At 35.1% G+C, this 26,990-nt stretch carries 24 protein-coding genes; 9 read left to right on the top strand and 15 right to left on the bottom strand.

Annotated elements, in window-relative coordinates; genetic code table 11:
- Nucleotides 1–98: 98 nt before the first annotated feature.
- The 4 genes from creD to BN2628_RS03195 form a co-directional block, all read right to left on the bottom strand.
- Nucleotides 99–1,445 (bottom strand): cell envelope integrity protein CreD, encoded by a 1,347-nt coding sequence (gene creD, locus BN2628_RS03210; RefSeq protein ID WP_021930493.1) that lies wholly within the window; start codon nt 1,443–1,445, stop codon nt 99–101.
- Nucleotides 1,446–1,685: 240 nt separating this feature from the next.
- The gene (locus tag BN2628_RS03205; RefSeq protein ID WP_055096013.1) at nt 1,686–1,988 is read right to left on the bottom strand and encodes a winged helix-turn-helix domain-containing protein; all 303 of its coding nucleotides are present in this window, start codon (nt 1,986–1,988) and stop codon (nt 1,686–1,688) included.
- On the bottom strand, nt 1,985–2,608 hold the full coding sequence (locus BN2628_RS03200; protein WP_055096293.1) for a hypothetical protein: 624 nt from the start codon (nt 2,606–2,608) through the stop codon (nt 1,985–1,987). The genes BN2628_RS03205 and BN2628_RS03200 overlap by 4 nt, the downstream gene beginning before the upstream one ends.
- A 375-nt stretch (nt 2,609–2,983) precedes the next feature.
- A complete protein-coding gene (locus BN2628_RS03195) occupies nt 2,984–5,557 on the bottom strand; it encodes a zinc-dependent metalloprotease (protein WP_021930497.1) in 2,574 nt (857 codons plus the stop codon).
- Between the two features lie 285 nt (nt 5,558–5,842).
- Here BN2628_RS03195 and BN2628_RS03190 point away from each other — a divergent pair, with 285 nt between their 5' ends.
- The 4 genes from BN2628_RS03190 (at nt 5,843) to BN2628_RS03175 (ending at nt 8,209) form a co-directional block, all read left to right on the top strand.
- Nucleotides 5,843–6,466 carry a hypothetical protein gene (locus tag BN2628_RS03190; RefSeq protein WP_154668386.1) on the top strand — a complete coding sequence of 208 codons (624 nt, stop codon included), beginning with the start codon at nt 5,843–5,845 and terminating at the stop codon, nt 6,464–6,466.
- 101 nt (nt 6,467–6,567) lie between these two features.
- Nucleotides 6,568–6,894 (top strand): hypothetical protein, encoded by a 327-nt coding sequence (locus BN2628_RS03185; protein ID WP_021930499.1) that lies wholly within the window; start codon nt 6,568–6,570, stop codon nt 6,892–6,894.
- A 190-nt stretch (nt 6,895–7,084) separates the two neighbouring features.
- Nucleotides 7,085–7,747, top strand: coding sequence for an OmpA family protein (locus BN2628_RS03180; protein WP_200755500.1), 663 nt, complete (start codon nt 7,085–7,087; stop codon nt 7,745–7,747).
- 129 nt (nt 7,748–7,876) lie between these two features.
- Nucleotides 7,877–8,209, top strand: coding sequence for a hypothetical protein (locus tag BN2628_RS03175; RefSeq protein WP_055096008.1), 333 nt, complete (start codon nt 7,877–7,879; stop codon nt 8,207–8,209).
- A gap of 105 nt (nt 8,210–8,314) precedes the next feature.
- Here BN2628_RS03175 and BN2628_RS03170 read toward each other — a convergent pair whose 3' ends face one another.
- A complete protein-coding gene (locus tag BN2628_RS03170; RefSeq protein ID WP_055096006.1) occupies nt 8,315–10,240 on the bottom strand; it encodes an NAD(+) synthase in 1,926 nt (641 codons plus the stop codon).
- A 158-nt stretch (nt 10,241–10,398) separates the two neighbouring features.
- Here BN2628_RS03170 and BN2628_RS03165 point away from each other — a divergent pair, with 158 nt between their 5' ends.
- From BN2628_RS03165 to BN2628_RS03150, 4 genes are all read left to right on the top strand, one after another.
- On the top strand, nt 10,399–12,588 hold the full coding sequence (locus BN2628_RS03165; RefSeq protein ID WP_055096005.1) for a S9 family peptidase: 2,190 nt from the start codon (nt 10,399–10,401) through the stop codon (nt 12,586–12,588).
- Nucleotides 12,589–13,030: 442 nt separating this feature from the next.
- Entirely contained in the window at nt 13,031–14,161 is a 1,131-nt protein-coding gene (locus BN2628_RS03160) for a hypothetical protein (RefSeq protein WP_055096003.1), read from the top strand.
- Between the two features lie 3 nt (nt 14,162–14,164).
- Nucleotides 14,165–15,076 (top strand): tRNA (adenosine(37)-N6)-dimethylallyltransferase MiaA, encoded by a 912-nt coding sequence (gene miaA, locus BN2628_RS03155; protein WP_055096001.1) that lies wholly within the window; start codon nt 14,165–14,167, stop codon nt 15,074–15,076.
- A gap of 261 nt (nt 15,077–15,337) precedes the next feature.
- Nucleotides 15,338–16,696: an MATE family efflux transporter gene (locus tag BN2628_RS03150; protein ID WP_055095999.1), complete on the top strand. Its 1,359-nt coding sequence runs from the start codon at nt 15,338–15,340 to the stop codon at nt 16,694–16,696.
- Nucleotides 16,697–16,779: 83 nt separating this feature from the next.
- Here the strand turns inward: BN2628_RS03150 and BN2628_RS03145 are convergent, their stop codons facing one another.
- Complete coding sequence (locus BN2628_RS03145; RefSeq protein ID WP_021930508.1) at nt 16,780–17,373, bottom strand: hypothetical protein; 594 nt, start codon at nt 17,371–17,373, stop codon at nt 16,780–16,782.
- 270 nt (nt 17,374–17,643) lie between these two features.
- Here BN2628_RS03145 and BN2628_RS03140 point away from each other — a divergent pair, with 270 nt between their 5' ends.
- A complete protein-coding gene (locus BN2628_RS03140; RefSeq protein ID WP_055095996.1) occupies nt 17,644–19,419 on the top strand; it encodes a T9SS type A sorting domain-containing protein in 1,776 nt (591 codons plus the stop codon).
- Nucleotides 19,420–19,498: 79 nt separating this feature from the next.
- Here the strand turns inward: BN2628_RS03140 and BN2628_RS03135 are convergent, their stop codons facing one another.
- The 9 genes from BN2628_RS03135 to BN2628_RS03100 form a co-directional block, all read right to left on the bottom strand.
- Nucleotides 19,499–20,167: a hypothetical protein gene (locus BN2628_RS03135; RefSeq protein WP_021930510.1), complete on the bottom strand. Its 669-nt coding sequence runs from the start codon at nt 20,165–20,167 to the stop codon at nt 19,499–19,501.
- 463 nt (nt 20,168–20,630) lie between these two features.
- Entirely contained in the window at nt 20,631–23,246 is a 2,616-nt protein-coding gene (locus BN2628_RS03130; RefSeq protein ID WP_021930511.1) for a UvrD-helicase domain-containing protein, read from the bottom strand.
- 15 nt (nt 23,247–23,261) lie between these two features.
- On the bottom strand, nt 23,262–23,495 hold the full coding sequence (locus BN2628_RS03125) for a hypothetical protein (protein ID WP_055095994.1): 234 nt from the start codon (nt 23,493–23,495) through the stop codon (nt 23,262–23,264).
- Nucleotides 23,496–23,516: 21 nt separating this feature from the next.
- The gene (locus BN2628_RS03120) at nt 23,517–23,972 is read right to left on the bottom strand and encodes a hypothetical protein (RefSeq protein WP_021930512.1); all 456 of its coding nucleotides are present in this window, start codon (nt 23,970–23,972) and stop codon (nt 23,517–23,519) included.
- Nucleotides 23,973–24,104: a hypothetical protein gene (locus BN2628_RS17465; protein WP_021930513.1), complete on the bottom strand. Its 132-nt coding sequence runs from the start codon at nt 24,102–24,104 to the stop codon at nt 23,973–23,975.
- Nucleotides 24,105–24,141: 37 nt separating this feature from the next.
- Nucleotides 24,142–24,564: a hypothetical protein gene (locus tag BN2628_RS03115; RefSeq protein ID WP_021930514.1), complete on the bottom strand. Its 423-nt coding sequence runs from the start codon at nt 24,562–24,564 to the stop codon at nt 24,142–24,144.
- Nucleotides 24,565–25,160: 596 nt separating this feature from the next.
- On the bottom strand, nt 25,161–25,730 hold the full coding sequence (locus BN2628_RS03110) for a hypothetical protein (RefSeq protein ID WP_021931592.1): 570 nt from the start codon (nt 25,728–25,730) through the stop codon (nt 25,161–25,163).
- A 19-nt stretch (nt 25,731–25,749) separates the two neighbouring features.
- Nucleotides 25,750–26,403, bottom strand: coding sequence for an exodeoxyribonuclease X C-terminal domain-containing protein (locus BN2628_RS03105; protein ID WP_021931593.1), 654 nt, complete (start codon nt 26,401–26,403; stop codon nt 25,750–25,752).
- Nucleotides 26,404–26,414: 11 nt separating this feature from the next.
- The gene (locus BN2628_RS03100) at nt 26,415–26,804 is read right to left on the bottom strand and encodes a hypothetical protein (protein WP_021931594.1); all 390 of its coding nucleotides are present in this window, start codon (nt 26,802–26,804) and stop codon (nt 26,415–26,417) included.
- Nucleotides 26,805–26,990 lie beyond the last annotated feature (186 nt).

The following is a 26,990-nucleotide window of genomic DNA, read 5'->3' as shown; positions in this document are numbered from 1 at the left end:
ACTTATAATTGATAATTGCTCTAAAATAAAAAACGTATATAGACATTGTAATCTATATACGTTTTTTTATGATAACTATTTATGTCTCAAATGTACTGTTATTCTCGATTTTTTATTTTCGGTTCATCCCAGTTTATTTTTTGAGAACAATACATGATAATGGCAAGAATGATAAACAGTCCGATACTGCCTACGAGTAAAGCGTAAATTTCCATTTGTATAAGAATAAAAATATAAATGTAGAGAAGAGATAACAAAGCTCCTATTGTAATAGCTGTCTTCCATATTTTCAATATACCACCTAAATACAATGTCAGAAGTGCAATAGTCATTAATGAGGCCAAAGCATACGAAAGCGAGAAATTGAGATGTTCCGATATAGCGATTAGAAGTGTATAGAAAAGACAAAGAGCCAGCCCGATAAGAAGATATTGTATAGGATTGATATTCCTTCTGTGCATAATCTCAGTAAAAAAACAAACGACAAATGATAATATAATAATCAAGAATGCATATTTTACCGACCTCATAGATTTTTGATATTGGTCTACAGGCAACAGCAAATTAACTCCGAAAATAGAATTTTGAATGCTCTCACTCCATGTCCCGTCTCTGAAGATTTGAGGATAATTGCGATTGAGATGCAGCACTGTCCAATCAGCAGAAAATCCAGATTCTGAAATCTCTCTCTTTTCCGGCAAGAAAGCACCACAGAAACTCGGAGTTATACAATCCGACTCCAATGTCACATGAGTAGTTTTCCCCAATGGCGCAAAAGTGATAGATTCCGAACCTTTTATATTCATAGATATAGAAAAAGAAATATCCTCTGAAAGTTCCTCTAAACTCAACTGCACAGGAGATGAAATTCCCGACGAAGTCAGCACATTATTGACTCCGGGATTGAATGCCAAATTTTTTTTATTCCAAGAACCTTGAACTTGCTGTGGTATACCATGCAAGTCTGTTATACCTATTACAAGCCGTGCTTCCGACAGCAACATATCTTGGGCAGATATATTCTCTTCGGACAAAGATGCAAAACTAAATTTCCCTGTAAAATTAAGAGGTGTATGATAAACAATAATATCATATAAGCCTCTTTTAAGTTCTTCTGTCTTCACATTTCCGTTAATCTGTAGACTTTCAGGTAGAATATAGAGATATCGAATATCTCTTTCTACCATTTTTTTATCATTTTCATAAATAACCTGATAGGGTATAATCAGAAAAGGACCGGTAACTTGCTGTGAACGGCTCCATTTTTCCTCGACTTCATTCATGGCTTTACTGGCAGTATCCGACCTTTCGGAAATAAGATTTTCAATCATGCTTATCGGAATCAACAATAAGACAATTAGGAAACCGATAAATAAAATTTTCAAAGCAAGTTTATTATTTATAAACTTCTTTTCTTTACTTTCTGACAATTTGGGTTCTTCCATAATTTCTGAATTTTATATATAAATTTAAAAGTACTTTGTATTTCAAAGTATATAAGTAAAAAAATTTGCCCTGCACCTCTTGGAACTTGTCTAAATTTTACTCAGGTCAGATTTAGGAATCCCTTTCGAGGAGGTTTTTCCGTTTTCATAAAGAGGATAGCGGGCTATCTGACGAGTGAAAGCGGGAAAAAACCAAAAGAAAACATAAAAATGTCCTGATAACATTCCTTAGACAGGCTCTTATAACTTTTGATTTTTCAAAAAATCTTCTAATGCGCGGATATGCTCAGCAAAGGCTTTCCGACCTTCCGGAGTAATCGAAAATTGAGTATTCGGTTTGCGTCCGATAAATTGTTTACTACTACATATATATCCCAATTCCTCCAAACTTCGAGTATGGCTGGCCAAATTTCCATCGGTCAAGTTCAATAAATTTTTTATTGTCGTGAAATCGGCCGATTCGTTAACAGCCAAAATAGACATAATGCCCAATCTGACTTTACTTTCAAAAGCTTTGTTTATATGTTCAAGATTGTATTTCATTGCCTTTTACAATCGTATTTCAAGTAAAAGAAAATCCCATATACAATATGAAACAAACCGAAACCTATAGTCCAAAACAAAAGTCCGTATCCCACCGTAAAACTGTCGATTAATCCCAATGACAATTCAGCATATCCTAGATAACGAGTATTTGAATATGTATACTTCGAACCATTTATTAAAGCCATACCATAAAATATCAACATGATACAGGAAGTAAGCCCATAATGATGTTGCATAATCAGGGCAAAGCACAATATTCCACCGGCTAATAGAGGTATGAAAAAATTGACCAACAACCGTTTAGAAATACTGTCAAAATAGAGTTTTTGTTCGTTTCTTTTTGCTTTTTGCCATGAAAAAGCAAATACAGTGAGTAAAGAAATACCCAATAATATCAAAGCCAAAATGACAATACCGCCAACTTCGCCTAATGAGTTATTGTAAAGTGGATAACTTGCATTTTGACAACCGATTATATAATAGGCTATACCAGCTCCTATCAGAGCATATATACCGACCAATATAGCAGACAAACCACTCAATGATAAAAATTTAGATGATTTCTCCATCAAATCTTTTATCTCATTCAAAGTATTATAAACCTCTATTTCTTTCATAATTAAAGTACTTTGTTTTGCAAAGTTAATTTTATATTTTGGAAAAACAAACATGTAGACCTATTTTTATATCATATATAAATAAAAGAGCGGATAGGGCATATACAAAAATCCGCAGAATGTAAGAGCAGAAATAAACATCATTAACATCAAGCCCAGCCTGCAACCATTCTATTACTTTCTATAATCAAATATAAGAATCTGTTTAACTTTTGAATCAGCTTTATGAACCTTCTACTGAAAAATTTAAACTGACTTTAAATATTTGTCTCGACAATTATTTGAATAAATTATTGAGATTCATAACTAATAAAATACAAAGAGAGGTTATCCAAATCATGAATAACCTCTCTTTATATAATAAAAATATCGTGATTATTTTTTGAAAAGATTATCGATAGTTATAATCTGGTAGTCATAAAAATCACGAGTAGCAGCATCACTGGTAGCCGCTCTGTGTTGTTTGTACAAAGCCGATATTTTTTTCAGACTTCCAGCCATTAAAGGAGCTAAATAAGTTTGATTCAACCCCGGTCCGAGGAGAATACGGGTAAACGACTCTTCATTATTGTCCATATCGTTGTGTTCACATTTCTCAAGACTACAGGGTAGGGTAGCTGATGCAGTTTCGTGAATAACCGACTCATATGCTTTTTCAGCCTCTAATGCTCTAACCTTAATAGGTTCAGAAGCTTTCAGACCACTGGCTTTTATCATCAGAGCAACAGCATTAGCCTGTATATCTTTCTCTACCAAATCCAAAGCCTTATTTTGGTACGTTGCTTTAAATAGTTCTGCAATGGCATCATCCATATAGCTATTCAATGTATAGTTGTTTTTGGGATCTGCCAAACTAGCTTCCTGTATACGATACAATGTTCCTGAGTTGAGTAAGGCAGAAGCTACTGATTTTACAAGGACTCCGGCCGTCATACCGTAACTGGCATCTATCTTGCGTAAAAGGTCGGTAGGAGCTATCCATGATTCACAAGTCCTTGCCTGATTTAGAATCCATTTCATCGCTTTTTTCTGCTCAGCTTTACTTACATAGCTTACAGCATACTGGTCATCTCCCTGACGTACTTCTTTGAATATGAACCCACCCAAATAAGGATAGGCATGGCGTAAATGACGGGCATATTGAGATAATATAGATTTGTATACATCGATGACATCATCATATGTATCACCTTCATTATAATACCATTTTTCAAAATTATTCATGATATACTTCAAATTGCTGATAGCCAAATCGCCCGCTTTTAAATGGTCATTGCCCAAATCTTCCGTTTGGTCGGTCGGGTCGAAAGTCATAGGATACTGTTGTGCCCCAAATTCAAACATCGGGTCATTGCTTTTTTCTGCAATCCATTTGTTTAGAGTAGCTTTTTCTTCTTTCGGAGATTTCACACCAGGAATAAGGCGATATCCCCAGTTGATTGCATATATATCATATACACCCAAAATAGGAGGTATCAAACGCACACCTTTTTCATAATCACCAGGTTGTGCGATAAAGTTATTGCGGGCATAATCCATAATACTGGGAGTTGTCCCATATTTTTGCGTAAATGATGCACTACGAAGAGAATCTACAGGAAAGGCATAACTGGCACCCATATTATGCATAAGGCCGATAGTATGCCCTATCTCGTGCGATGCTACATAACGGAGAGATTCGCGCATGACATCATCGTCAAATACGGCTTTTCGTACACGAGGGTCTACAGCGCCTGTCTGTACCAGACGCCAGTTGTGCAACAACGATATTACATTATGATACCAGATAACATCAGCTGTCAGAATTTCACCGCTACGAGGGTCAACATAACTTGGTCCCATAGCATTAGCAACACTTGTAGTTGCATATTTTATACAACTATAGCGCATATCATCTGGGTCAAAATTAGGATCATTTTTAGGATAATCTTTAGCTATAATAGCATTTTTAAATCCGGCAGCTTCGAATGCCTTTTGCCAGTCCTCCACTCCTTGACGAATAATATCGCGCCATTTATCAGGAAACGCCGAATCCACATAGAATACAATAGGTTTTACCGGCTCTACCAATTCACCTCTGAGATAAGCATCCTTATCTTTCGGCTCAAGTCTCCAACGATGTATATATGTTTCTTTGTCAATTTTATCGGCATTACTTGTATATATATTTTTACTGCTTGAGAAATATCCCACACGATTGTCCTGTAAACGTGGTTGCATCGGTGTCTCCGGCAACAATACGATAGAACGATGCATAGTGAAAGTATACGGGCCTTTATCCGAATTGAAATTCATTACCGAACGTATTTCTACATTCTGAGGGAATGCTTTTACCTCCTTTATATAGGATGCACTTCCGTCATATGTCCCTTTTGGTGCAGAACGGGACAATGATACAGGCATAGGAGTAATGGCTTTCTCATTACCCTTGAAAAAATCCGTCATATTTATGACAACACTTTTTCCATGAGTAGTCTCAATTTTGAAAGCTTTCAACACCGGGTCTGTAAAGTTTTTCTCAAAAGATGCAGCAATAGGATCATTCTTATCTACGACATTACTGTTCTGTACCAAATGCATAAATACACTTTGGTTATTCTTACTGAACCTTACCATAAACGGTTTCGTAATCATCTGGCCTGCTACATAGTACGAACTGTTACTGGTAGAAGCCAGCCGATTAGAAATCAAAAAAGTACGTTCCATAATTGAATCAGGTATTTCCACATACAACACATTATCCTTATTGACATGAGTTGTAAATAGCCCCTTTTGAGTCTTAGCCCCTTTAATCAGTTTGTCATACTTTGATTCCTTAGCGGTAGTATCCTTTTTGGCTACCTGTTCACTCTTCTTACTCTTCTTGTTTTTTCTTGCATAAACATTAGGCGTCATCCCGCTTAATGTAACGGCCGCTACCAATGCAAGAACTAAGGTTCTTCTTTTCATATAATATATTTCAGTTTGTTTTTCGGAGGTGTAAATGTATATAGAACCTGACTAATAACCAAAAATATTAGGGACTTTTAGGCCCTATTTATATTTTTCCCGTAATTATCTTAGGAAATCTCTTCGGGCTATAATCTTCCTTTTTATGAAGAGGACAACATTCAATCAGACAAACAGGAAAAAGAGCAGTTATCTGAAAGTCTGAAACATTTCCGGAAAATATTCTTCACATCGTTAAAAACAAATGTTTCTATAACATGGTTATTACTATGAAAATAAAGAAATATGATGAAAAAATATATTTTAGTATTTATAGCCAATTTTTTGACCATACCGCTTTTTTCGGCATCATTTGCCGAATCATCTTATGCTCACAAACGCCATGAAGTTTCAATTAGTTATGGTATTCTACCTATAACCGGCTGGATGGATACGTTTACCGATTTATTTTCAGATGCAATTACTGGTGCAATCGAAGGTGCACAAACCCGTTCGCGAAACAGTACCAGCTGGGGTGCACTGAATCTGATGTATAATTATCGGATAAACTCAAGAGTTGCTTTCGGAGCCATATATTCCTATTCAGGAATGAAAGAAGACATCTATTCTGACAATTTACAAATAGGTAAATCTCGGACTTCTTTCCATACTATCATGCCGATGTTCAAGTTCAATTGGTTCAATAAGCCCTTGGTTACAATGTATACTCGGATAGGAATTGGGCTAGTATTATCTTTCGACAAAGAAGAATACTTTACGGGAGTAGGGGATTACCACAGTAAAAATGCATATTTGGCATGGCAAGTTTCCCCGGTAGGTATCGAAATAGGGAAGTCTCTTGCCGGATTTTTAGAATTGGGCTTCGGGACTACCGGACTATTCTCTGCCGGATTACGATATCGCTTTTGAATATGGTTGACAGACACGGAAGCTTATTTTTTTGAAACATCCCTTGCAAAACTCAATCGTGTTTCTTACTTTTACCCAATAAACCGCTAATTAATGAGATTATGAGCCAGCAAGATGATTTGTTCGATTATGACGAAGGTGATTCTGTGAAATTCATTCGAAATTATCTCCCACAGGAATTAAAGGAAAAATTCTCTGACGACGATATTAATTATATCATCGACCTGATTTATGAATATTATGAAGAGAAAGGTTTCATGGATGACGAAGCTGATGACGAAGTCAACATAGACGAAGACGAACTTATTGATTACGTCATAAAAAATGCAAAAAGAAATGGCTTTACTAATTTCGAACCGGACGAAATACAATTCGTGGTTCAAGGGGAATTAGGCTATTGTGATTCATTGGGGATGTTCGAAGAATAATAAATTGATTGTGCCCTATACATAGAACGATATAAAGTTTGATAGTATATTGACACAGAAAAAAGGTTGCTTGCAATAACTATTTTTCTGTGTTTGTTTTTATGGTTTTTAGATGATTGTTTGAAATTTGATGATAAAAAGAAAGATTATATTATCGTTTTCTCTAATCGGGTGTATATATTTATTTCCGATGACATCGGTTTTTTCCCAAGATAACACACCCATTACCGTTGTTAAAAGTGAAAAAATTCCTTTTTGGAAAAAAATTTTCTGGTGGAACAAAAAAGATACGGTATATGTACATCCTAACATACAAAATTTCACTTTAGAAGGAAATTGCATGGTACCTGCCATCTCGGCTAAAGCCTTGCCCCAAATAAGGAAAACAGTATTGCAGGAGATGCGTCGGTTGTATAAGATAAAACAAATAAAAGTATCTACAGTGAGAAACGGAGAAGTCATAAAAGTCGTAATCCCCATGTCCCAACTGTTTCAGCCCAACGATACAACCCTCTGGAATAGGGCAAACCTGATGCTCCGGCCTTTCATACGATATACCCAAATTCCCGATTATTATCATATCCTTATTGTCGCCCACTCAGATGATACAGGAACTCAAGCATATACCGAAAATCTGACCCGCATCAGAGCTGAAGCTGTAAAAGAGTGGCTTTTGGCATACGGAGCTGTTCCGGAATACGTAGTCACTTATGCTCAAGGCAGCAAGAACCCCTTATATTCCAATACTTCGGAAGTAAATCGTGACCGTAACCGCCGGTTAGAAATATATCTGGTACCGGGAGAAGAATTAATATGGGATGCAGAAAAAAATAAAATCAATTTTAAAGAATAAAACATTGCCAGCAACTCTGTAATAAAATTTCATCAGTCCATATAACTAACTAAAAACAAGTTTTATGAAAAACTGATAAATCAAACTTTTGTAAACATACATTTTCACACTCACATAATCGGCTTGTACATGAAACAGCAATTATTTATCTGGTATATAAGTCTTTTCCTATTAGGCGGCTGCTATACAAATAAGCAAGCAAGTAAATTCGTAACTTCGGCTATAAGCCTGGGTATAAGTAAACAAGATTTTTTAGCAAAATATGGCCTGCCTTTCAGTCAAGAAATGAATTATAACGACAACGGACAGAAAGAAGAAAAATTATTATATAAAGAAGAACTATATAAAGGTAGTTGGTATATTGTCACCACATCTTTCACATTCCAAAATTCAAAACTCATAAAACAAGAAATTGTAAAAGAAGAACGGAAATTTAAAGATTGCGATTGCGAAAAAAAATGATATCGTACAAATATCAAACAAGAATTTGTTTCTTTATTCTCTCGAAGACAAACAATATAAAAAAATCCGGTAACCGCATTAAATATAGGTGGTTACCGGATTTTTTTATAAACTTTTACATTCAGTCAACCATAAATCACTGCTTGCATCGCTGGGCATACGCCAATCCCCTCGAGGAGATAAACTTACCGAACCGACTTTTGGACCATCTGGAAGACAAGACCTTTTGAATTGCTGGCTAAAAAAACGCCTGAAAAAAGTATATAGCCACTTTTGTATAACTGCAGAATCATGCTTACCTTTAAAAGCATGAAGAGCCAAAAAATATATCTTTCGCGGACGAAAACCAAACCTGAGAAAATAATATAAAAAGAAATCATGAAGTTCGTAAGGCCCTACAAGGTCCTCTGTTTTTTGCTTTATATTTCCATGCTCATCTGCTGGTATCAATTCCGGACTAATAGGAGTATCCACAATATCAAGCAAAGTCTTACGAGTATCATCATTTGTCTCATTTTGAGCTACCCATCGTACCAAATAACGAACCAGAGTCTTAGGAATACTGCCGTTGACACCATACATAGACATATGGTCTCCATTATACGTAGCCCATCCCAAAGCCAGTTCTGATAAGTCTCCGGTACCGATAACCAACCCGTTAACCTGGTTTGCTATGTCCATCAGTATTTGGGTCCTTTCTCTCGCCTGTGAATTTTCATAAGTAATATCATGTACGGAAACATCATGTCCTATATCTTTAAAATGCTGCATACAAGCATCTTTTATAGAAATTTCCCTAACAGAAATACCCAAAAACTTCATCAAACCTATGGCATTGCGATATGTTCTATCGGTTGTCCCAAATCCGGGCATGGTAATTCCATATATATTTTTTCTGGATATGCCCAATCTATCAAAAGTCTTTACACACACCAATAAAGCCAGCGTCGAATCCAATCCCCCGGATATTCCTACTACAGCCGATTGCGTATGGGTATGCACGATTCTCTTTGCCAAACCGGAAATTTGGATATTAAATATTTCCTCACATCGCGAAGACAATTTTTCATTTTCACTCGGCACAAAAGGATATGCACCTATTTTTCTCGAAAGAAGATTGACTTGCGTAGTCGGTAGTTCAAATTTTACGGTACGGTAATTATTATCCTTTCCGGTCCTGCATGACATATAACTGCTATTCTGCCGTCTGTCATTCTGTAATCTTTCTATGTCTATCTCAGTATAAATTAACTGCTCATCCATACAGAATCGCGTACTTTCGGCAAGTAATTCTCCATTTTCGGCAATGATACCGTTTCCACTGAATACAACATCAGTAGATGATTCTCCAAAGCCTGCAGAAGAATATACATATGCAGACATACACCGGGCCGACTGTTGTTTTATCAATGATTTCAAATAATCATGTTTGCCTATCAGCTCATTACTGGCCGATAAATTAATGATAACATTCGCTCCGTTTAAGCACAAATCAGAACTGGGAGGAATCGGTACCCACAAATCTTCACATAACTCTATTCCTATAACAAGATTGCCACCGCTAAAAAGTAATTTGTTGCCAAAAGGAACCTCTTGGCCGCATAAACATATTTCGTTGCAACCTGTATCATGGGCCGAAGCAAACCATCGTTCTTCATAAAATTCTTTATAATTAGGCAAATATGATTTAGGAACAACCCCTAATATTTTCCCATGCTGGAAGACTATTGCCGCATTGAACAACTGATTATCGGCCTGCACCGGCATTCCGACGACACATAAAATAGAATGGGAAGACGTCATATCGAGTAAATCACCCAAATTTTTCTCAGCCTCCTCCAATAACAATTCTTGTCCGAACAAGTCTCCACAAGTATAACCGGTAATGCCCAACTCAGGAAAAGCCACTATTTGTATTCCCTTTGAAGAGGCTTCTTTTATCAGTTGAGCCGTATGTTCCACATTAAACACACAATCGGCTATTTTCACATTAGGTATGGCTGCAGCAGCCCTCACGAATCCATAGTCCATATTTCAATATTTATAACGAATGCAAATGTATTAATTTTGATTGTGCTTTGATGATTTGCCAACAAAAAAACGACAATTTAACGGAGTTTTTGCATATGAATTTTTCATTTGCTTTATGATTATGTACCTTTGTGAAAATTTAAAAACGAAATTATATCATGAAGCGTATATTTTATATGGCTGCAATTTTATTTGCGGGATTACAGCCTGCAGTGTATGCAGGAGATTTGGATTTAAAGGACATTGTGTCGGGCAAATACACTCAGAAATATCAGGAGACCTTTTATCCATTGAGCGATGGCATACATTATTTACAAAAAACTCCGGATAAAAAGATGATTGTAAAATATGCGTACCGTACAGGAAAAGCAGTAGATACACTTTTCAATGCAGAAAAAGCAAGAGAGTGCCCTTTTGAGACTTTTGACGGTTTTGTTCTATGTGAGGATGAGACTAAAATCATGCTATACACAGACGTAGAACGTATATATAGGCGTTCTTTCAAAGCAAATTATTACACTTTTGAAATAAAAAGAAATTTAGTAAAACCTTTATCCGACAAAGGTAAACAGCAAATTGCAACATTTTCTCCCAACGGTCGTATGGTAGCTTTTGTTCGAGACAACAATATCTATTTGAAAAAATTGGATTATGGAACCGAATCTGAAGTGACAACAGACGGGAGCAAAAACAAAATAATAAATGGAACTACCGATTGGGTGTATGAAGAAGAATTTGCAGAAACTAATACATTAGCCTGGTCTTCTGATAATAAAATCCTTGCATTCCTTCGATTTGACGAAACTGAGGTGCCGGAATATTCGATTCAGTTATTTGAGGGACAATGCCCTCAGTTGACACAATATGCATTGTATCCGGGTGAATTCAAATATAAATATCCAGTATCCGGACAAAAGAATTCTACAGTCGGAGTATACACATATACCGTCGAGACCAGAGCAGTAAAAAAAATGAATGTCCCTTTAGATTCCGATGGGTACATTCCTCGTATCTGTTTTACTAAAAATCCCGACCAATTGGCAGTCATGACATTGAATCGCCATCAGGATGAATTTAGAATGTATGCAACAAATCCGAAATCCGGGATAAGCAAATTGACGATTCAGGATCAAAGCAAATATTGGATAGACCCGGATAACAAAAATTATGTAACTTTCTATCCGGAATTTTTCATATTTGCATCAGAAAAAGACGGACATCGTCATTTATATCAACACTCCTTGACCGGAACCCTTATTCGGCAACTTACCAAAGGAAACTGGGATGTAACCGGATACTTAGGATATGATGGGAAAAATGAATTTTACTATGAATCAAATGCAGAAGGGCCTTTGTACCAAGCAGTTTATAAAGTAGATACTAAAGGTAAAATCACCAAGATTTCTACAAAAAAAGGGACAAACTCAGCGACATTCAATCCATCATGCACATATTTTGTAAATGCATACAGCAATGCAGATACACCTCTCAGATATACTGTAAATGACAAACAAGGCAAAGAAATCAGAGTTTTGGAAGATAACAAAAAATTGATTACCCTGCTGTCATCTACCCATTATTCCCATAAAGAATTCTTTACTTTCAAAAATGATGTGGGTATCGATTTGAACGGATATATAATGAAACCTTCAAATTTTAAAGAAGGAGAAAAATATCCGGTTGTCATGGTACAATATAGCGGTCCCGGTTCACAGATGGTCTTGGACAAATGGGCATTCGATTGGGAACAGTACCTGACTTCCAATGGTTTTATCGTAGCTTGTGTCGATGGCCGCGGTACAGGAGGTCGCGGTGAAGCTTTTACAAAATCAGTATATCTTAAATTAGGTATTGCCGAGGCACAAGACCAAATTGCAGCAGCTCGATACTTAGGCTCATTAGAATATGTAGATAATAAAAATATAGCAATTTGGGGCTGGAGTTTTGGAGGATATATGACTTTGATGTCGATGTCTTTATCGTCTGGTGTGTTTAAAGCAGGAGTTGCCATAGCTCCCGTTACCGATTGGAGGTATTACGATACAGTTTATACAGAACGGTATATGCGTACACCAAAAGAAAATATGGAAGGCTATATAGAATCCTCTCCATTAGAAAAAGCCGATAAACTGTCAGGAAACCTTTTGATTATATCAGGTACCGCCGATGACAATGTCCATTATCTGAATACTTTGCAGTATAGCGAAGCATTAGTGCAGGCAAATAAACAATTTGATATGCAGATATATACAAATCGTGACCATCATATAACCGGATGCAATACACGCTTGCATCTATATACTAAAGTCTGCAATTTCTTAAAAACACAGTTAACAAATAATAAATAAATCGTCTTTGCAAAAAAAACAAATATAGGGAAAGAGTAAAAGTAAAACTTTTTCCCTATATTTTTTTATAATATGTGATATTTTAAAGAGCTTTACTCCATGATTCATAATTACAGTTAAATGCTGTAAATCAGCAAACATTCGAATTTTTAATATTTTATGCTAAAACGATAATCAGATTTTTCCGACATAATGTTAATTATACTTTTATTTTTGCATAATCCACAAATTTAGCGCATCTTAGCTGCATCAATTCTTTTTTGAATAAATAAGTTTAATATTTTGTAGGGAAGGTACAATCGCTATAATCGGTAGTGTTAGAGCTTTTACGATGGACATCCAAATAAATAATAGCAAGAATGGTTAGGTGTCGTCAAATGTTGGTTATCATAGTAAGTAGCTATTAAGATTAATAGAATAAAGTGCCGAGCGTTATTTGGAAATGAAACATAAGAAAATATATAAACGACGTTTCTTATCTCTTCAGACATTAGGATTATTACCAGGTTTTATAGTGATGCTGGCCAATAACTATATAACAGAGAGGGAAACCGTAAATCTCTCTTTGTGGATAGGTATCTCACTATTTTTTTGGTTATTATTTAGAAAAATAAAAGGATTTCATCCACTATATATGTTTTTTGCCTCAGCAATAACATTGGTCGGATTTTCTTTTCTGAAACTTTACTTTTACAATTCCTTATTTATCGTATCCAATACCGTAATCATATTTATACTGTATTTAATAAGTTTGATTTCAGTTAGGGATGTATATCCTATGATACGCAATTTTTTGCGACGGAAGTTTTCGCGTAAAATAAAAAATGGAACCGAAGTACATGAGTTCAATTATATATCGAAAATACTATTGTACGGATTCAGTCTTTACCTGACAATCCTCATTTTATTTAATGTCGAAGGACGAGAACTATATCCGGGATTGTTTCGTTTTCTAAACTATTATTTAAATCTGATTTTAATACTCATATTCTTTATTTACGATATCATTCGATTCATTCTTCTCAATAAGATGTTGAGTAAAGAAACCTGGCTCCCTATTATAGACAAAAATATGAATGTCACCGGATGTATAGAAGAACAAGCAAGTTTGGAAGCCGGGAAAAGATATACTCATCCACACATACGTATCATAGCATTATGTGGCTCCAAGATATATTTGCAGAAAAATAACAACCCCTTATCCATATCTGAAGCTGCGGTAGATACTCCGTTTTCTTATGATTTGAAATACGGAGAAAGTGTCGAAGAAAGTATAGACCGAGTGCTCTCCGGACTGTCCGAATCTCCCCACTTGGCTGTACGTCAGTTGTTAAAGACTAAATATGAAAAAGAAAACATGAGCCGTATCATTCTGTTATGTGTGTTGAATGTAAAGAATGAAGATGACCTGAAACGCATTGCCAATTTGAAGGGATGGTTCTGGAATAATTCTCATATTGAAGATAATCTGAATCACCATATATTCAGCGAGTGTTTCGAACAAGAGTTTGAATTTTTGAAAAATACCATACTTTTAGCATATCAATATAAAGCGGAAAACACCATAAAATAAATTATGTCAAATCTGATTACTATTCTGGGACCGACGGCATCAGGCAAAACTGCTTTAGCTGTTTCTTTAGCGGCAAAATTAGATGCAGAAATCATTAGTGCCGATTCTCGACAGATATACCGGCGTATGGATATCGGCACAGGAAAAGATTTATCTGAATATACAATAGGAGATACAACTATTCCCTATCATCTGATTGATATATGCGAACCCGGATACAAATATAATCTATATGAATACCAACGAGACTTCAAAATCATATACAAAAATATCTGTGACCGGAAGAAAACTCCCATATTATGTGGCGGCACCGGATTATATATCGAAACGGTACTCAAAGGATATAGTATGCCCCAAGTTCCGGAAAATAAAGATTTAAGAGAAAGTTTAAAACAAAAAAGCCTCCCTGAGCTGGAAGCCATTCTGAAAACGTATAAGACGTTACACAATACTACAGATGTAGATTCTTGCAAAAGGGCGATAAGAGCCATCGAAATAGCCGAATATTATCGTTTGCAGCCCCCTGGTACCTTGGAAGACAAACCCATCGAAAGTTTTATTATCGGTGTTGATATTGAACGAGAAAAGCGGAGAGAAAAAATATCGGCACGTTTGCGTTCCCGTTTGGACGAAGGGATGGTCGAAGAAGTAAAAAAATTATTGGACGAAGGCATACCTGCCGAAGATTTGATATATTACGGATTGGAATATAAATATCTGACAGAATATATCATCGGGGAATTATCCTATGAAGAAATGATTTCGAAATTAGAAATTGCCATACATCAGTTTGCCAAAAGACAAATGACATGGTTTCGCGGAATGGAACGCAGAGGCTTTACAATACATTGGCTCGATGCACTACTCCCTATGGACGAAAAAGTCGATACTATTTTGCATTGGATAAAAAAATAGGTACAGAGACATTCGGGCAATTCAGTAAAGAGAATGGAAAAGTCAATCAAAATAGAGAATGCCCCTGTACCTTTTTTAAGAAGTCCATATAGGACCAAAATAATTGTTGCACTTCTAAAACATTTCTCCCCCGTGATAAGTTCATGACTTCTCTGATAAATTTTTAAAACGTTTTCTATCAAAATATAGGTTTTATTTGTAAAATAATATATTTAGAACTATTTTTAAACTTATCTTTGCATCCGTTTTGAAAAAGTCGGTATGCGTAATTTCATTAATCGTTACAAACAGAATTATATAGAGTTATTAAAGCTCGGTATACCTATTATGATAGGGCAGTTAGGCATTATCATCGTCGGTTTCGCAGATAATATAATGGTAGGACACCATACTTCTGAAGAATTGGCCGCGGCATCTTTCGTAAATAACCTATTCAATTTACCGATCATGTTCGGCATGGGATTTTCTCTCGGACTGACACCTTTAATCGGGGCTTTAGTTGCCAAAAATCATGTAGCAAAAGCAGGTCAAAGTTTAAGATACAGCCTATATACCAATTTCATCCTTTCTTTGTGCCTCATACTGATTATGACCGTTGTCTATTTCAATATTGAGAAAATGGGACAGCCCGAAGACCTGTATCCATTAATCAAACCATACTATCTGGTTCAATTATCCGGATTGGTTTTTATTATGTTGTTCAACTCATTCAAGCAATTTGCCGACGGTATAATGGATACCCGCACTTCTATGTTTATTCTATTAAGCGGCAATGTACTGAATATTATAGGAAATTATATTCTTATCTTCGGTCATATAGGGATGCCTGAGCTTGGATTGTTAGGAGCCGGTATCTCTACATTGACATCCAGAATATCCAATTTACTGCTTTTCATATTTATATTTTTCTTTACAACCCGTTATAGTCGTTTCAAAAAAGGGTTCTACCACTATAAAGATAAAGAAAATACATTCTCTTTTTTAGTAAAGAGTGGCTTACCCATAGCACTCCAAATGGGAATGGAAACAGGAGCTTTCAATCTCAGCGTAATCATGATGGGATGGTTTGGTAGTGCTGCATTAGCAGCCCATCAAGTAGTAGCGACATTTACAACCATCGGGTTCATGCTATATTACGGTATTGGAGCTGCAACTACAATTTTAGTAAGTAATGCCGGAGGAGCCGGACGTTATACCGATATAAAGCCCATAGCGAATGCAGGCTTCCATGTTATACTGACAATGTCTTTATTTATCGCCCTGCTTATGCTTTTCTTGAGAGAGCATATCGGATACTTATTTACCGATTCGGACGAAGTCAGCCATATCGTAGCCTTACTGATAATCCCAACAGTCGTGTATCAGTTCGGAGACGGCTTACAAGTAGCTTATGCCAATGCACTCCGAGGAGTAGGCGATATGAAGCCCATGGCTGTAATTGCATTTATCAGTTATTTCATGATTAGCTTGCCTTGCGGATATTTGTTCGGAGTTATATTCGATGGCGGTCCCATGGGCATTTGGTGGGGCTTCCCTCTGGGGCTGACAACCGCCGGATGTTTGTTTTACGCGCGTTTCCGTTATAAGACAAAAAGTTTCGATAGCGTAATGGCTATTTAAACGTTTATTATATATAAAATTAGAAGGTTTATCCCATATCATCTTTTTATCATCTGAAAGGAAACGTTATATTAGAAATTAAATTACGGACACCATTCTTCTATTCCGGTAACCGGATATTTTTTTCTCCATTCGAGAAATTCCGGATAAGTCCGTACACCGTCCTTTATGACCGCTTTATAATATTCTATTCCCATTATCGAAACATCATCCGGAGTAAAATATTTTAGAGACAATATAGCCATTCTCATTTCCGGAGTTAACACTTCATTTATTCGCCTGGCTACATTTTCAAAATAACCATCATACTTTGACCCTTTTTCTATATGAATCATATCTATTTGCCAGTGCATTTTATCCTTATCTTCATATAAGGCATGCCATTCAATACAAGCCTCATCCGTATCTAACAGATTAGTATACTCTATATGTATAATTCGAGGATGTTCGGCAATTTTAGCTATTGCCTCAAAACTTTTTTTAATATCGACAGGGAACGAATAGATATGAAAATCGATATCTCTATGCTTCATCAGAAGACCCGTCGATAAAGATCCTACAAGGCCGGGAACTGCTCCTATCGACTCCCAACAACTGACTATCTGGATATCATTGATAATCTCAAATGCTTTACGCTGATTTTCTTCAGCCATTACTTTTATATCGAAACTATCCATATTATGATGCTTAAATGAAAATGGGCATAAATGTAACAAATAATTTCTATAAAATTTATACAAGATTATTTTGTTTTCTATATATCTACAAACATATTTTTAATGAATATATAAAAAATCAACTAATAAATTTGTTTTTATAATAAATTATACATAAATTTAATGAAGTAGTTATAATCCATTATATAGAATAGAATTCGAGTCAACAATAATGATATCAGTCTCAACATTAAAGGAAGAGAACGTCTAACCTTTCAAAATAATATCATTATGAAACAGACATTACTTCTTGTGTTCTTTTCCATTTTCCTATGTATTGTACAAGCACAGGAAACATTGGAGTTTGAGGATTTATTCCCTGAAATATCTGTCCCTCAAAAATACGTGGCAGCCCAACCCGATAACATTCGGCTCAAAAACGATGTATTTGGTAAGTTTTATGTCGAATATGTAGAGTTCAATGACGAACAGAAATTTGCTTTCCAGCATGCATTAAAATTATGGGAAGAAGCCATTCCATTTTCCAAACCTATTTATATCAAAGTAACATTTAATGCTTCTGGATCAAACGCGTATACTACATCAGTTAGTATCAGGACAAATACATTCGAAGATCCGCAATCAACAATAAATTATCCGATGGCTCTAAATGCCCAGAAAACAAATATTTTTGATAATGAACATCAATTACGGTCAATTCCGGATATGACCATAAATTTCAATAAAAATATGGATTTATGGGATTTTGGTACAGACCCGAATATACCACTCCCTAATGGAAAGTATGATTTCGTTACTGAGGCTCTGAGAGCAATAGCCAAAGGGTTGGGATTTGGAAGTTCTTTAATTAGAGAAGAAAATCAGATTTCATTCAATGTCAGATCAGGGACAAGCTATATTTTTGATAGCCACATAAAAGATACAAGTAATACTTATTTGATATCCTTTAGCCCATATACATCAGAATTGAATACTTTCGTAAAGAATCCTTTATACTGGGACAGGGACAATTATACCGATTATCAACTATATACTTCGGAAAATACATTCAATAAATATGCTACACTGACGTACTTTAGCCCTTCTTCCTTTGAAGACCGGGAAAAATTGCTGATGATGCCCCAATGTAACGGACGAGTACATCATATAGGATCGAAGATATTGGATATTCTTGAAGACATCGGTTGGCAAAGAAATAAGAAATTTAAAATTTATAACAATGAGATTCCGGAATCCGGCATTGTTGAGCACCAACCCGGACGAATATTGACATTTTTTTGTACCCCTAATACATCCATAAATAACTATAAATGGTCGTTCGATATAACTCAGAAAGATGCGACTTTCCGTAATATATCAACAGGAACAGAGGCCGTATTTCAAATACAATTATCTTCTAAATACGAAAATACGGACGATCATATCTCCACCGGGGCCACAAAGGGCAGAATACACATAGAAGCAACGACTATAAATAATAAAACATTACAAGCTGATTATGCACTATTTATTAACTATTATCCTCAAGCACCGGAAATTGAAATAATTGACATAATTTCGACAGGAGATTACACATGTGATATAGTATTAGGTTTTGGAGCTTTCGGAGCAGAATTTTACGATATAGAAGTGATTGATGAGGATGCATTTTCCATTTGGGATATACCAGTACATAAATCCGGATATATCACAGAAACTCTCCATGGAATATATAAAAGCGGCAATTACACCATTACTGTATCAGCCTCCAATAGAAGAGGTTATACAAATTCAGAACCACTCTATATTAATACTGATAACTACCCGGATCATGGTACTCAAAAAATAGATGTAAAAATTCAGAATAAAATTTCAGTTATAAACATGGAAATAATTAATATAAGCCCCTATATAACTGAAGTTTCTATTATCGATTTGAATGGATGTGTTGTAAAATCACATCATAAGGAAACATCAATATCAATAAAGGATTTACCCAAAGGCGTGTATATTATCTCAGCTAAAGAACAATCTGGTCGCATTTATAATCAGAAAATCATAAAATAACGAAAACAATAAATGAAACAATACAGGTCATTGATATTGACATCCGGTAAAATCCTGAATTTCTCAATCCTATAAAAATTCACTCTTTTATATACCCAACCTTAATTTTCACATTCGACGCAGGTTTGAATTGAAGATTAATCTCTGTATTCGTATGCGGATATAAAGGAGCTATATGAGGAGACATATTGATAGTACCTTCTCTTAAAGATTGCTGATGCTCTATATTAAACGAAAAATGAGGTACAAATTGATATGACAAACCAAAGTTCAAACCGAAATCATCATTGACTCTTCTCCCCAACGAATATTTGCTAAGAAATACACCTATATACGCTGACAAATTGGAAGTAACTGGAATCGAACGAGTAAAACGTACATACGTATATGCACCTAAAGAAGGAAGAGTTTGATGCATACTATATGTTTGCATTTTCCTTAAATAACTATAAAAACTATAATCTTGAGCAAAAGGATTGTTCCCTGGCAATAAAGAACCGTGGTAGAAAGACGCTGGTGAATTTCCAATATAATAAGAAGTCACAATCGGCAATTCATAGAATAAAGAATCAAACTTCTCATTAACGGAATTTTCCTTTATAGATATATTCGTCGGATGATAATCATGTTTCATTAAAGTCTTATCGAGAGAGCGATCAGGCATTTTGGAAATCTCCACTTTCTGGGAAAGAACATACGAAATATTAAAACAATAGATGAAACAAACGATAAAACCTATATATTTCATAATTTTATTCCATATAAATATAATAAAAGAGAAAACTAAATCCTCGTCTATTGATGAGTAAAGATATAGAATTTTTCGATAATCTCTAAAAGCCTGTCTAAATTTTACATCGACATCTTTTAAGAGCAATTCTCAAAAATGTTTTACTGATAAGGCGCGTAACACACAGGAAAAAAATAGACTGGAAAAAATTTCAAAAAGTTAGAATATATTATTTTATTAGGAAATTTAGATAAGCAATCAGGATCAATTTCAAATTTCAATTTATTTTAGATTTTCAACAGCTTGATACAACCATTTGAGGAATAAACATTTAACGGATTATTTGAGAAGCTGCGGTAATGAGTTAGAAATCGTGCTGTTTTTAGCGATTTGCGGGGCTATGCTGTCAAATAACTTGTTTCTTTTACAAAATAAGGAAATATCCAATACATGCAATGTTGAAGAATAAATAAAATGCCGACTATTGGATGAGTTTATTTAATCGCATTACAATTGAAGTTTGACTTCTGCCCATTTTGGCCGCAATATACTTTACGCTCTTGCCCTCACTGTGTAGTTTCAATAAAAATTGGTCTGCTTTTCTTGTCCATCTTTTATTGGCGTTGGGGTGTTTCACATAATTTTCTTCCGAAACCTTTTCAGGATGTAAAAACTCATTCACAAATACAGATGGGAAACGCTTGTCATATAGCACAAGTGTTTTCATCTTTGCTCTTGTTATTGCCACATAAAACAATCTACGCTCTTCTCCATATGGAAATTGGTCGCTTTTAGTAAGTACATAGTTAAGCACAGGGTCGTCACTCACAAGAGAAGGGAAACCATAGGTATCTTTATTGCATTGTAAAAGTATTACATAATCAGCTTCAAGACCTTTTGACTTATGTACGGTCAAAAACTCGATTTTTCGTCCTCCTATTACGTAAAAGAACCTATTACCCTCTTTAATGGATTGATATATAAAAGAGAGGTAATAATCATCAAAGGAATAACGCCCCAACAAAAATATAGATTTATCTGATGGAATAGAAGCCACAAGTTGTCCTATCGTATTGCAATAATCTCGTCTGTCATAAGAATGGAATTCCAACTCTGTTTTCATTTCAGAACTGAACGAGTGTATATCCTTTTGTATTTGGGCTTTATTACGTTGTATGAAGTGAGAGGACAACGAAACCAAAGGCTCTCCAAATCTATATGTAGTTTCAATTTTATTTATCTCTGTTACTCCAAAGTATTCAGGGAATTGATTAAAAAGAGCCATATCACTTCCCGAAAAACGATATATAGACTGCCAATCATCGCCCACACAATACAACTTTGCAGGCGGATTTCCCTCTCGTAATACCTTTAAGAAATTGTAACGGTCAACTGATATGTCTTGAAACTCGTCCACAATGATATAATCATACTCAACAGGGTGTGAAGTACGACATATTTCTGTGGCTTGAAGAATAGCATCGGTAAAATCAATTTGGTTACTATCGCTTAATGCACTTATATAGCGTTCATATACAGGTTGAAATATGTTCTTGATAATAAAAACACTTCGTTCATCATCTGCATTCTTTGCTTGTTTCAGGACTTCTTTAACTGATTTACAACTTGATTTTACCAATGTTACAAAAGTAACTACAAGTCGTATAAACGCCTTTTCTTGCTTACTACCTTTGGGCAAAACCAAATCATATAATTCTTCATCTGTTTTTTCCTGGATTGGCACACCCACATCCTCTAACATTTTTTTGAGTTTAGCCCTTATATTAGAGTAGTGGAAATCAGTACTTGATGTTACTAAAAGCTGAGTGTTAAATTTCTCATGAGCAGCTTTCTTCCAAGTTATACCATCATTATACTTTTGATTGGCTTCTTCGTATGTTATATTTTTATCCTTTGCGAACCAAGCAGGAACAAGACTATGTTCATCAACTCCAAAATGTTCTAAATAGATGCGTTTGGTTACTCCTGCTTGCTCAAAATATATTGAGAAATCGGGGCGATATTGAGAGTGCATCTCATCTGCTAATTGATGTTCGTATGGCTCTTCATATCTGAATTTTACTCCAAGCGCTGATAAAACAAAGCATATCTTTTGTTCCTGTTCACTTTTCACATATATGGCCCTACCGTCCATATCGGGAAACATCGCTTTTAGCTGCACATTTTTTTGTTCCGACAACTTTTCTTGCCTTTCATTCTTGCGTCGTTCCCAATCTGTTTCATAGGTTTGGTAATCAATGAAGTATTCAACTACGCTATTCTTAAAAGCTTTATTCTCTAATAGAGTGTGATAAATATCTATAAATAAGGCATCAGTATTGTCGCAAATAGAGGGTTTTATGCCTGTTGCTCTCCCTATAATATCAATGGCTAATTTATGAAATGTATAACCTTTCAAACCATCAGTGGTCATTCTCTCCGTAAGTTCAGCTGCTGCTTTGTTTGTGTAACTAATTAGTAAGATTTTATGAGGTGCAATATCCTTTACTTCTGTGAGATACTTGACTTTTCCAACAATAGAAGAGGTCTTTCCACTACCTGCACTACTAACGACCAAGCAATTATCTTCTTCTGAAACGATAGAGCGTCTTTGTTGCTTGTCTAATGGATATTTTAGACAATGGTCGAAAAAATCTTCATATGTATCAAGTAAGGAATTTATTACCGTATCATTATGTTGTTTTACAAGTTTATTGATGGCTCCAAAATCATTGATGAATTTGGTAATGGTTTCAGATGGAGTGATGTTAAAGACTTCAAGTTTCTTCAGAAGAGAATACGCCTCTTGAAAATGTGGTTTATAATAATTGATAAATTTTTTTTCTTGCGTTGCAGAGATTATCTTGCCATAAAAGCCGTTATTAAGGTCTGTCGGAATATCAGCAAATACAACGTCTTTGAGTTTAGATAATCTCTCTTGGGCTTGCTCGTAACTGGACTTCTCACTATAAGCGGATATATGATTTAATTTTTCTGATAATTCTTTGGATTTGTTTTTTAGGCGTTTTCGGATGGTTACTATAATAACAATAGAGGTAGCAACGACACAGATAAGTATGGCAAGCAAAAAGTTCATATGTCAATTCTAATACTAATTACGATGAAATTCCTCCATTATATCTTCACGAATTTTCTGTTTGCTATCGCCTAATGCAAACAACACGATAATCCCCCAAAGTGGAGAAATTATCCAAAAGAGTAAAACCCATCCAATGGCGCTACGACCTCTTTTTCTTGCCATTTTTGCAGGGAGAAAAACGTAAAGCCATAGAATTAATATCAAAGCAATGATTATCGCTATTATTGAAATGGATTCTCCAGTCATATTATTGAAGCAAAATACTGATTATAAATCATTCATAGCTGCCGAGCGAACGGTATCAGTATTTATTTTGTCATAATACTCTAACAAAACGAAGCATTGTCCGTATTCGCCTTTTTGTAAAGACAATTGTATATCGCCATTTTTAGTTTCAAATGTAGTGTACCAAGTACATCTATCCATATATAATTCATGCAATTTTTCATTGTTAGTATCAGAAGTTACTCTTCCTTGAAATTTCTCGACAACTTCGGCAGGTTCGCCATATTTTTGAGTAAGCATAGATTTAAGGTGTTCATAGTCACGTTCAAGTGAACTCCAATCCTCACATACAGGGAAAATAACACCAATTGTACTAACTACATTTACTGCTTTAAGTGTTGAAACATCGACAGTGCAACTCTTAAACCCTGCAAAATCTCTTTGTAAAATTGCAGTGCCATCTTGTGTGCCAATATGCGTAAAACCTGCTTGCTTCATTTATACCACATACTCATTCAGTGTACCATCAATTGAAACACCTTTGAATGTTAAGTGTTCCGATTCTTTCTGGGAGAATGCTGTTGTAAAAATTGTAAATGTGAGAAACAGCGAAAAGAAGATTTTTTTCATAACTCAAATCGTATTAGATTGATTATCAAACTGCATTTTATTTAATGATAGGAAGAACTGCACGATTTTCTTCGTCAAGCGACCATTGAACCTGCCATGTTTTTCCTTCTATTTTGTCAAGAAGGATAAAGTTGTAAATATTTTGAGTCGGGTAAAGTTCAAAGCGACCATTAACTTTCTTTCCATTAACAACAAGTGCATTAGGATTAAGGTCATACTCAAACCGTCCTTTATCATCATTTATACTATATTGCAATTGCCACATTTGACCTGTTTGTGTATCAAGTTTGATAAATGTCCACATATTTTGTGTTGGAAAGAGTTTATACCGTTCTACGGTATATGTTTGCACAAGTTGCTCGTGCGCTTCTGTTTTTGTTCCCGTTTTAGACGCATTGTCTGTACATCCACCTATTGCAAAAAGGGGAAATAACAAAAAAGGCAACATAAAGTTCTTCATATTTCATCCTCCATTTTTTCCTTTAGTTTCCACAAGGACTTTTATTAAACCACGAAGCGTAGAGCTGTATGCCATACTCTTTACTTGAAGGTTGTAGGAAACCACATATGCAGATGTAACAATAATAGCCCATGCTATAGCGTGAAAACCACTATGCTATCCCTTGTACATCTTTGAAAGTTTCTCAGGTTTTCAAACCACAAGATAAGCATAACGCTTCTTCTTATTTCTAATATATCCGGAAAGAATTATAACTCAATCCAATTACAAAAATAATAAATATTACCAATAATCATTCGTTTTTAACACATTAATTTTCTATAGTTTATTTCGTTTCTTTCCCTATTTGGCTGTCGATTAGTGTACACTTTATTTATTGTCAAACTGCTCCTTAAATCAATTGCCCGTTGAGGCAAAGAGTCTATTTAGTAATATGTGGATAACACACCTTATCTTATATACACTCAATAATTCGCTTTTATTTTAAACAAAAAGAAGGTGTCTAAAAGAAATGCACCCCAAAAGTTCTATGTCTAACTTTTGGGGTGCATTTCACTTTTTGGACAGCCTCCATATTTCTTCACTCCATGTTGATTTTAAATATCATCCAAATCATTTTGGATTTTAGTTTCAACATTTTGAAAGTCTCGATAACGAATCATTACCATACCTTCGTAAATTTCAGAGGACTTTTCAATTGAAAGTTGTATATCTCCACCTGTTACTTCCCATGCGCTACCGTATACAACTGTTCCTTCATGCACCTCTGCCATTAAAGCAATATTGGAATCTGAATAGGCAGGATTGTTTTCTTTTGAAATTGTTGGCTTGCCATATTTACGAGTGTATAAATCTTTATAATAGTCGTAAGTATTAACAAGGGTATTCCACTCTTTACTTGGGTCAAATAAAACGACTACAGCAAAAACATTTTTTCCATCGTCTGTAGCAGTCACACCTACCGTTGCTTTGCGACCTGTAAAGTCTCCTGAAAACAAAGTTATACTGTTTTCACGACCAATTGAGGTAAATCCTTTAGTTTTGAGTTTTTGACAGAATTCTGTCATACTTCCTTCGATAGGAATACCTTTAAATGAAAGATGTTCTTGCGCCATAATGTTAATGGCAACAAAGAGTATTGTTAAATTAACTAAAATTTTCTTCATACTCATTATTTTTAATCAATTATATTGTGGTTAATAAATCGAAATCCTTAATGGATATTTTACCTATTGAGACAAGCCATTCAAGATAAAGGATATCGTCTTTAATATCGCTAAACTTTTGTCCCTTATATTTCCCAAAATCAATTGTTCTATCTGAAATAAATACATCCGAATGTTGCTCTATATTTGGATATAGTCGTTTAAGTTCCTCAAAGTCAATTTTGAAAAATCTATCTGTTGTCTCCAACCAATGGAGATATTGATAATCTGCTTTATAGATCTCACCAAAAGATTTTCCCTTGTATTTTCCAAACATAAGTATCTCATTTGCTTTGTGAATAGGAAATATTTCATCAAGAGATACACCTGGGACATCAATTAAAACCCATTCTCCACATCCGGCACAAGGGATTTCTTCGTCTTTGATATTCGGATAGCACTCTTGTCTATAAGTGTTATCAGGTTTACCATTCACAAAGCATTTGCCATAAGCTTTTCCATACCTACCACGCGGTTTTACTATTTCAACTAAAAAGATTCTATCTTGATTCAGGTCAATACGCCTCTCCTCACTTGACGACCGCTCTAGTCCCAACTCACATCGTTTAACCAAGAATGGAATTCGTTTGCCTATATTGTAGTAAATATTGAAAATATTATCTTTTGGGTACATAACTATTCAAATTAGTAAATTCCATTTTTTCTTATTTTCATTAACCAAACACCGTATTCTTTAGATTTGTATAATGTAAGTTGAGTTAGTGCATTACCTTTACCTACTTGAATAGTACCATCTGAAAAAGCATAAAGATAAGACTTTGAAAAACGCTTTTTATATATTTTTTCCCCTGTTTTAGCATCCTTTACAGTTATCTTTACCCCTTCTACAAATAAGTCTCCTAAATCCGCAGATTTCAACTCGACTATTACGTCTTGGTAGGTTTCTTTTTCTATTATGGCAATAGTCACTTCTCTATCCAATTCAACTCCAAAAGTAGGTTTGGCGCTTTCACTTTGCGCAAAGAACTCAATTGCACAAAAGAATAACAAAAGGGTAATAACAATTTTCCTCATAAATTTACTATTTTAATGGTTCTTCTATTTACACTTATTGAAAAACATAAAAAGCGTGGTACTACAAATATCACATCTTAGTTTGAAGGTCCTGAGAAAACCCGAATGTACAGATATGATAACAGCAGCCCACGCTATATGCGCGAGAACCACTATGCTATCCCTTGTACATTCTTTGAAAGTTTC

Source organism: Gabonia massiliensis, from assembly GCF_001403595.1.
In the GTDB taxonomy this organism is placed as follows: Bacteria; Bacteroidota; Bacteroidia; order Bacteroidales; family Coprobacteraceae; genus Coprobacter; species Coprobacter secundus.
Note: the sequence above shows the minus strand (reverse complement) of the source record. Positions and strands in the feature narration are given on the sequence as shown.

Excerpts from the sequence above, each read along its gene's own strand:
- creD (WP_021930493.1), bottom strand. The coding sequence starts at position 1,445 with ATGGAAGAACCCAAATTGTCAGAAAGTAAAGAAAAGAAGTTTATAAAT.
- BN2628_RS03205 (WP_055096013.1), bottom strand. The coding sequence starts at position 1,988 with ATGAAATACAATCTTGAACATATAAACAAAGCTTTTGAAAGTAAAGTC.
- BN2628_RS03200 (WP_055096293.1), bottom strand. The coding sequence starts at position 2,608 with ATGAAAGAAATAGAGGTTTATAATACTTTGAATGAGATAAAAGATTTG.
- BN2628_RS03195 (WP_021930497.1), bottom strand. The coding sequence starts at position 5,557 with ATGAAAAGAAGAACCTTAGTTCTTGCATTGGTAGCGGCCGTTACATTA.
- BN2628_RS03190 (WP_154668386.1), top strand. The coding sequence starts at position 5,843 with ATGATGAAAAAATATATTTTAGTATTTATAGCCAATTTTTTGACCATA.
- BN2628_RS03185 (WP_021930499.1), top strand. The coding sequence starts at position 6,568 with ATGAGCCAGCAAGATGATTTGTTCGATTATGACGAAGGTGATTCTGTG.
- BN2628_RS03180 (WP_200755500.1), top strand. The coding sequence starts at position 7,085 with ATGACATCGGTTTTTTCCCAAGATAACACACCCATTACCGTTGTTAAA.
- BN2628_RS03175 (WP_055096008.1), top strand. The coding sequence starts at position 7,877 with ATGAAACAGCAATTATTTATCTGGTATATAAGTCTTTTCCTATTAGGC.
- BN2628_RS03170 (WP_055096006.1), bottom strand. The coding sequence starts at position 10,240 with ATGGACTATGGATTCGTGAGGGCTGCTGCAGCCATACCTAATGTGAAA.
- BN2628_RS03165 (WP_055096005.1), top strand. The coding sequence starts at position 10,399 with ATGAAGCGTATATTTTATATGGCTGCAATTTTATTTGCGGGATTACAG.
- BN2628_RS03160 (WP_055096003.1), top strand. The coding sequence starts at position 13,031 with ATGAAACATAAGAAAATATATAAACGACGTTTCTTATCTCTTCAGACA.
- miaA (WP_055096001.1), top strand. The coding sequence starts at position 14,165 with ATGTCAAATCTGATTACTATTCTGGGACCGACGGCATCAGGCAAAACT.
- BN2628_RS03150 (WP_055095999.1), top strand. The coding sequence starts at position 15,338 with ATGCGTAATTTCATTAATCGTTACAAACAGAATTATATAGAGTTATTA.
- BN2628_RS03145 (WP_021930508.1), bottom strand. The coding sequence starts at position 17,373 with ATGGATAGTTTCGATATAAAAGTAATGGCTGAAGAAAATCAGCGTAAA.
- BN2628_RS03140 (WP_055095996.1), top strand. The coding sequence starts at position 17,644 with ATGAAACAGACATTACTTCTTGTGTTCTTTTCCATTTTCCTATGTATT.
- BN2628_RS03135 (WP_021930510.1), bottom strand. The coding sequence starts at position 20,167 with ATGAAATATATAGGTTTTATCGTTTGTTTCATCTATTGTTTTAATATT.
- BN2628_RS03130 (WP_021930511.1), bottom strand. The coding sequence starts at position 23,246 with ATGAACTTTTTGCTTGCCATACTTATCTGTGTCGTTGCTACCTCTATT.
- BN2628_RS03125 (WP_055095994.1), bottom strand. The coding sequence starts at position 23,495 with ATGACTGGAGAATCCATTTCAATAATAGCGATAATCATTGCTTTGATA.
- BN2628_RS03120 (WP_021930512.1), bottom strand. The coding sequence starts at position 23,972 with ATGAAGCAAGCAGGTTTTACGCATATTGGCACACAAGATGGCACTGCA.
- BN2628_RS17465 (WP_021930513.1), bottom strand. The coding sequence starts at position 24,104 with ATGAAAAAAATCTTCTTTTCGCTGTTTCTCACATTTACAATTTTTACA.
- BN2628_RS03115 (WP_021930514.1), bottom strand. The coding sequence starts at position 24,564 with ATGAAGAACTTTATGTTGCCTTTTTTGTTATTTCCCCTTTTTGCAATA.
- BN2628_RS03110 (WP_021931592.1), bottom strand. The coding sequence starts at position 25,730 with ATGAAGAAAATTTTAGTTAATTTAACAATACTCTTTGTTGCCATTAAC.
- BN2628_RS03105 (WP_021931593.1), bottom strand. The coding sequence starts at position 26,403 with ATGTACCCAAAAGATAATATTTTCAATATTTACTACAATATAGGCAAA.
- BN2628_RS03100 (WP_021931594.1), bottom strand. The coding sequence starts at position 26,804 with ATGAGGAAAATTGTTATTACCCTTTTGTTATTCTTTTGTGCAATTGAG.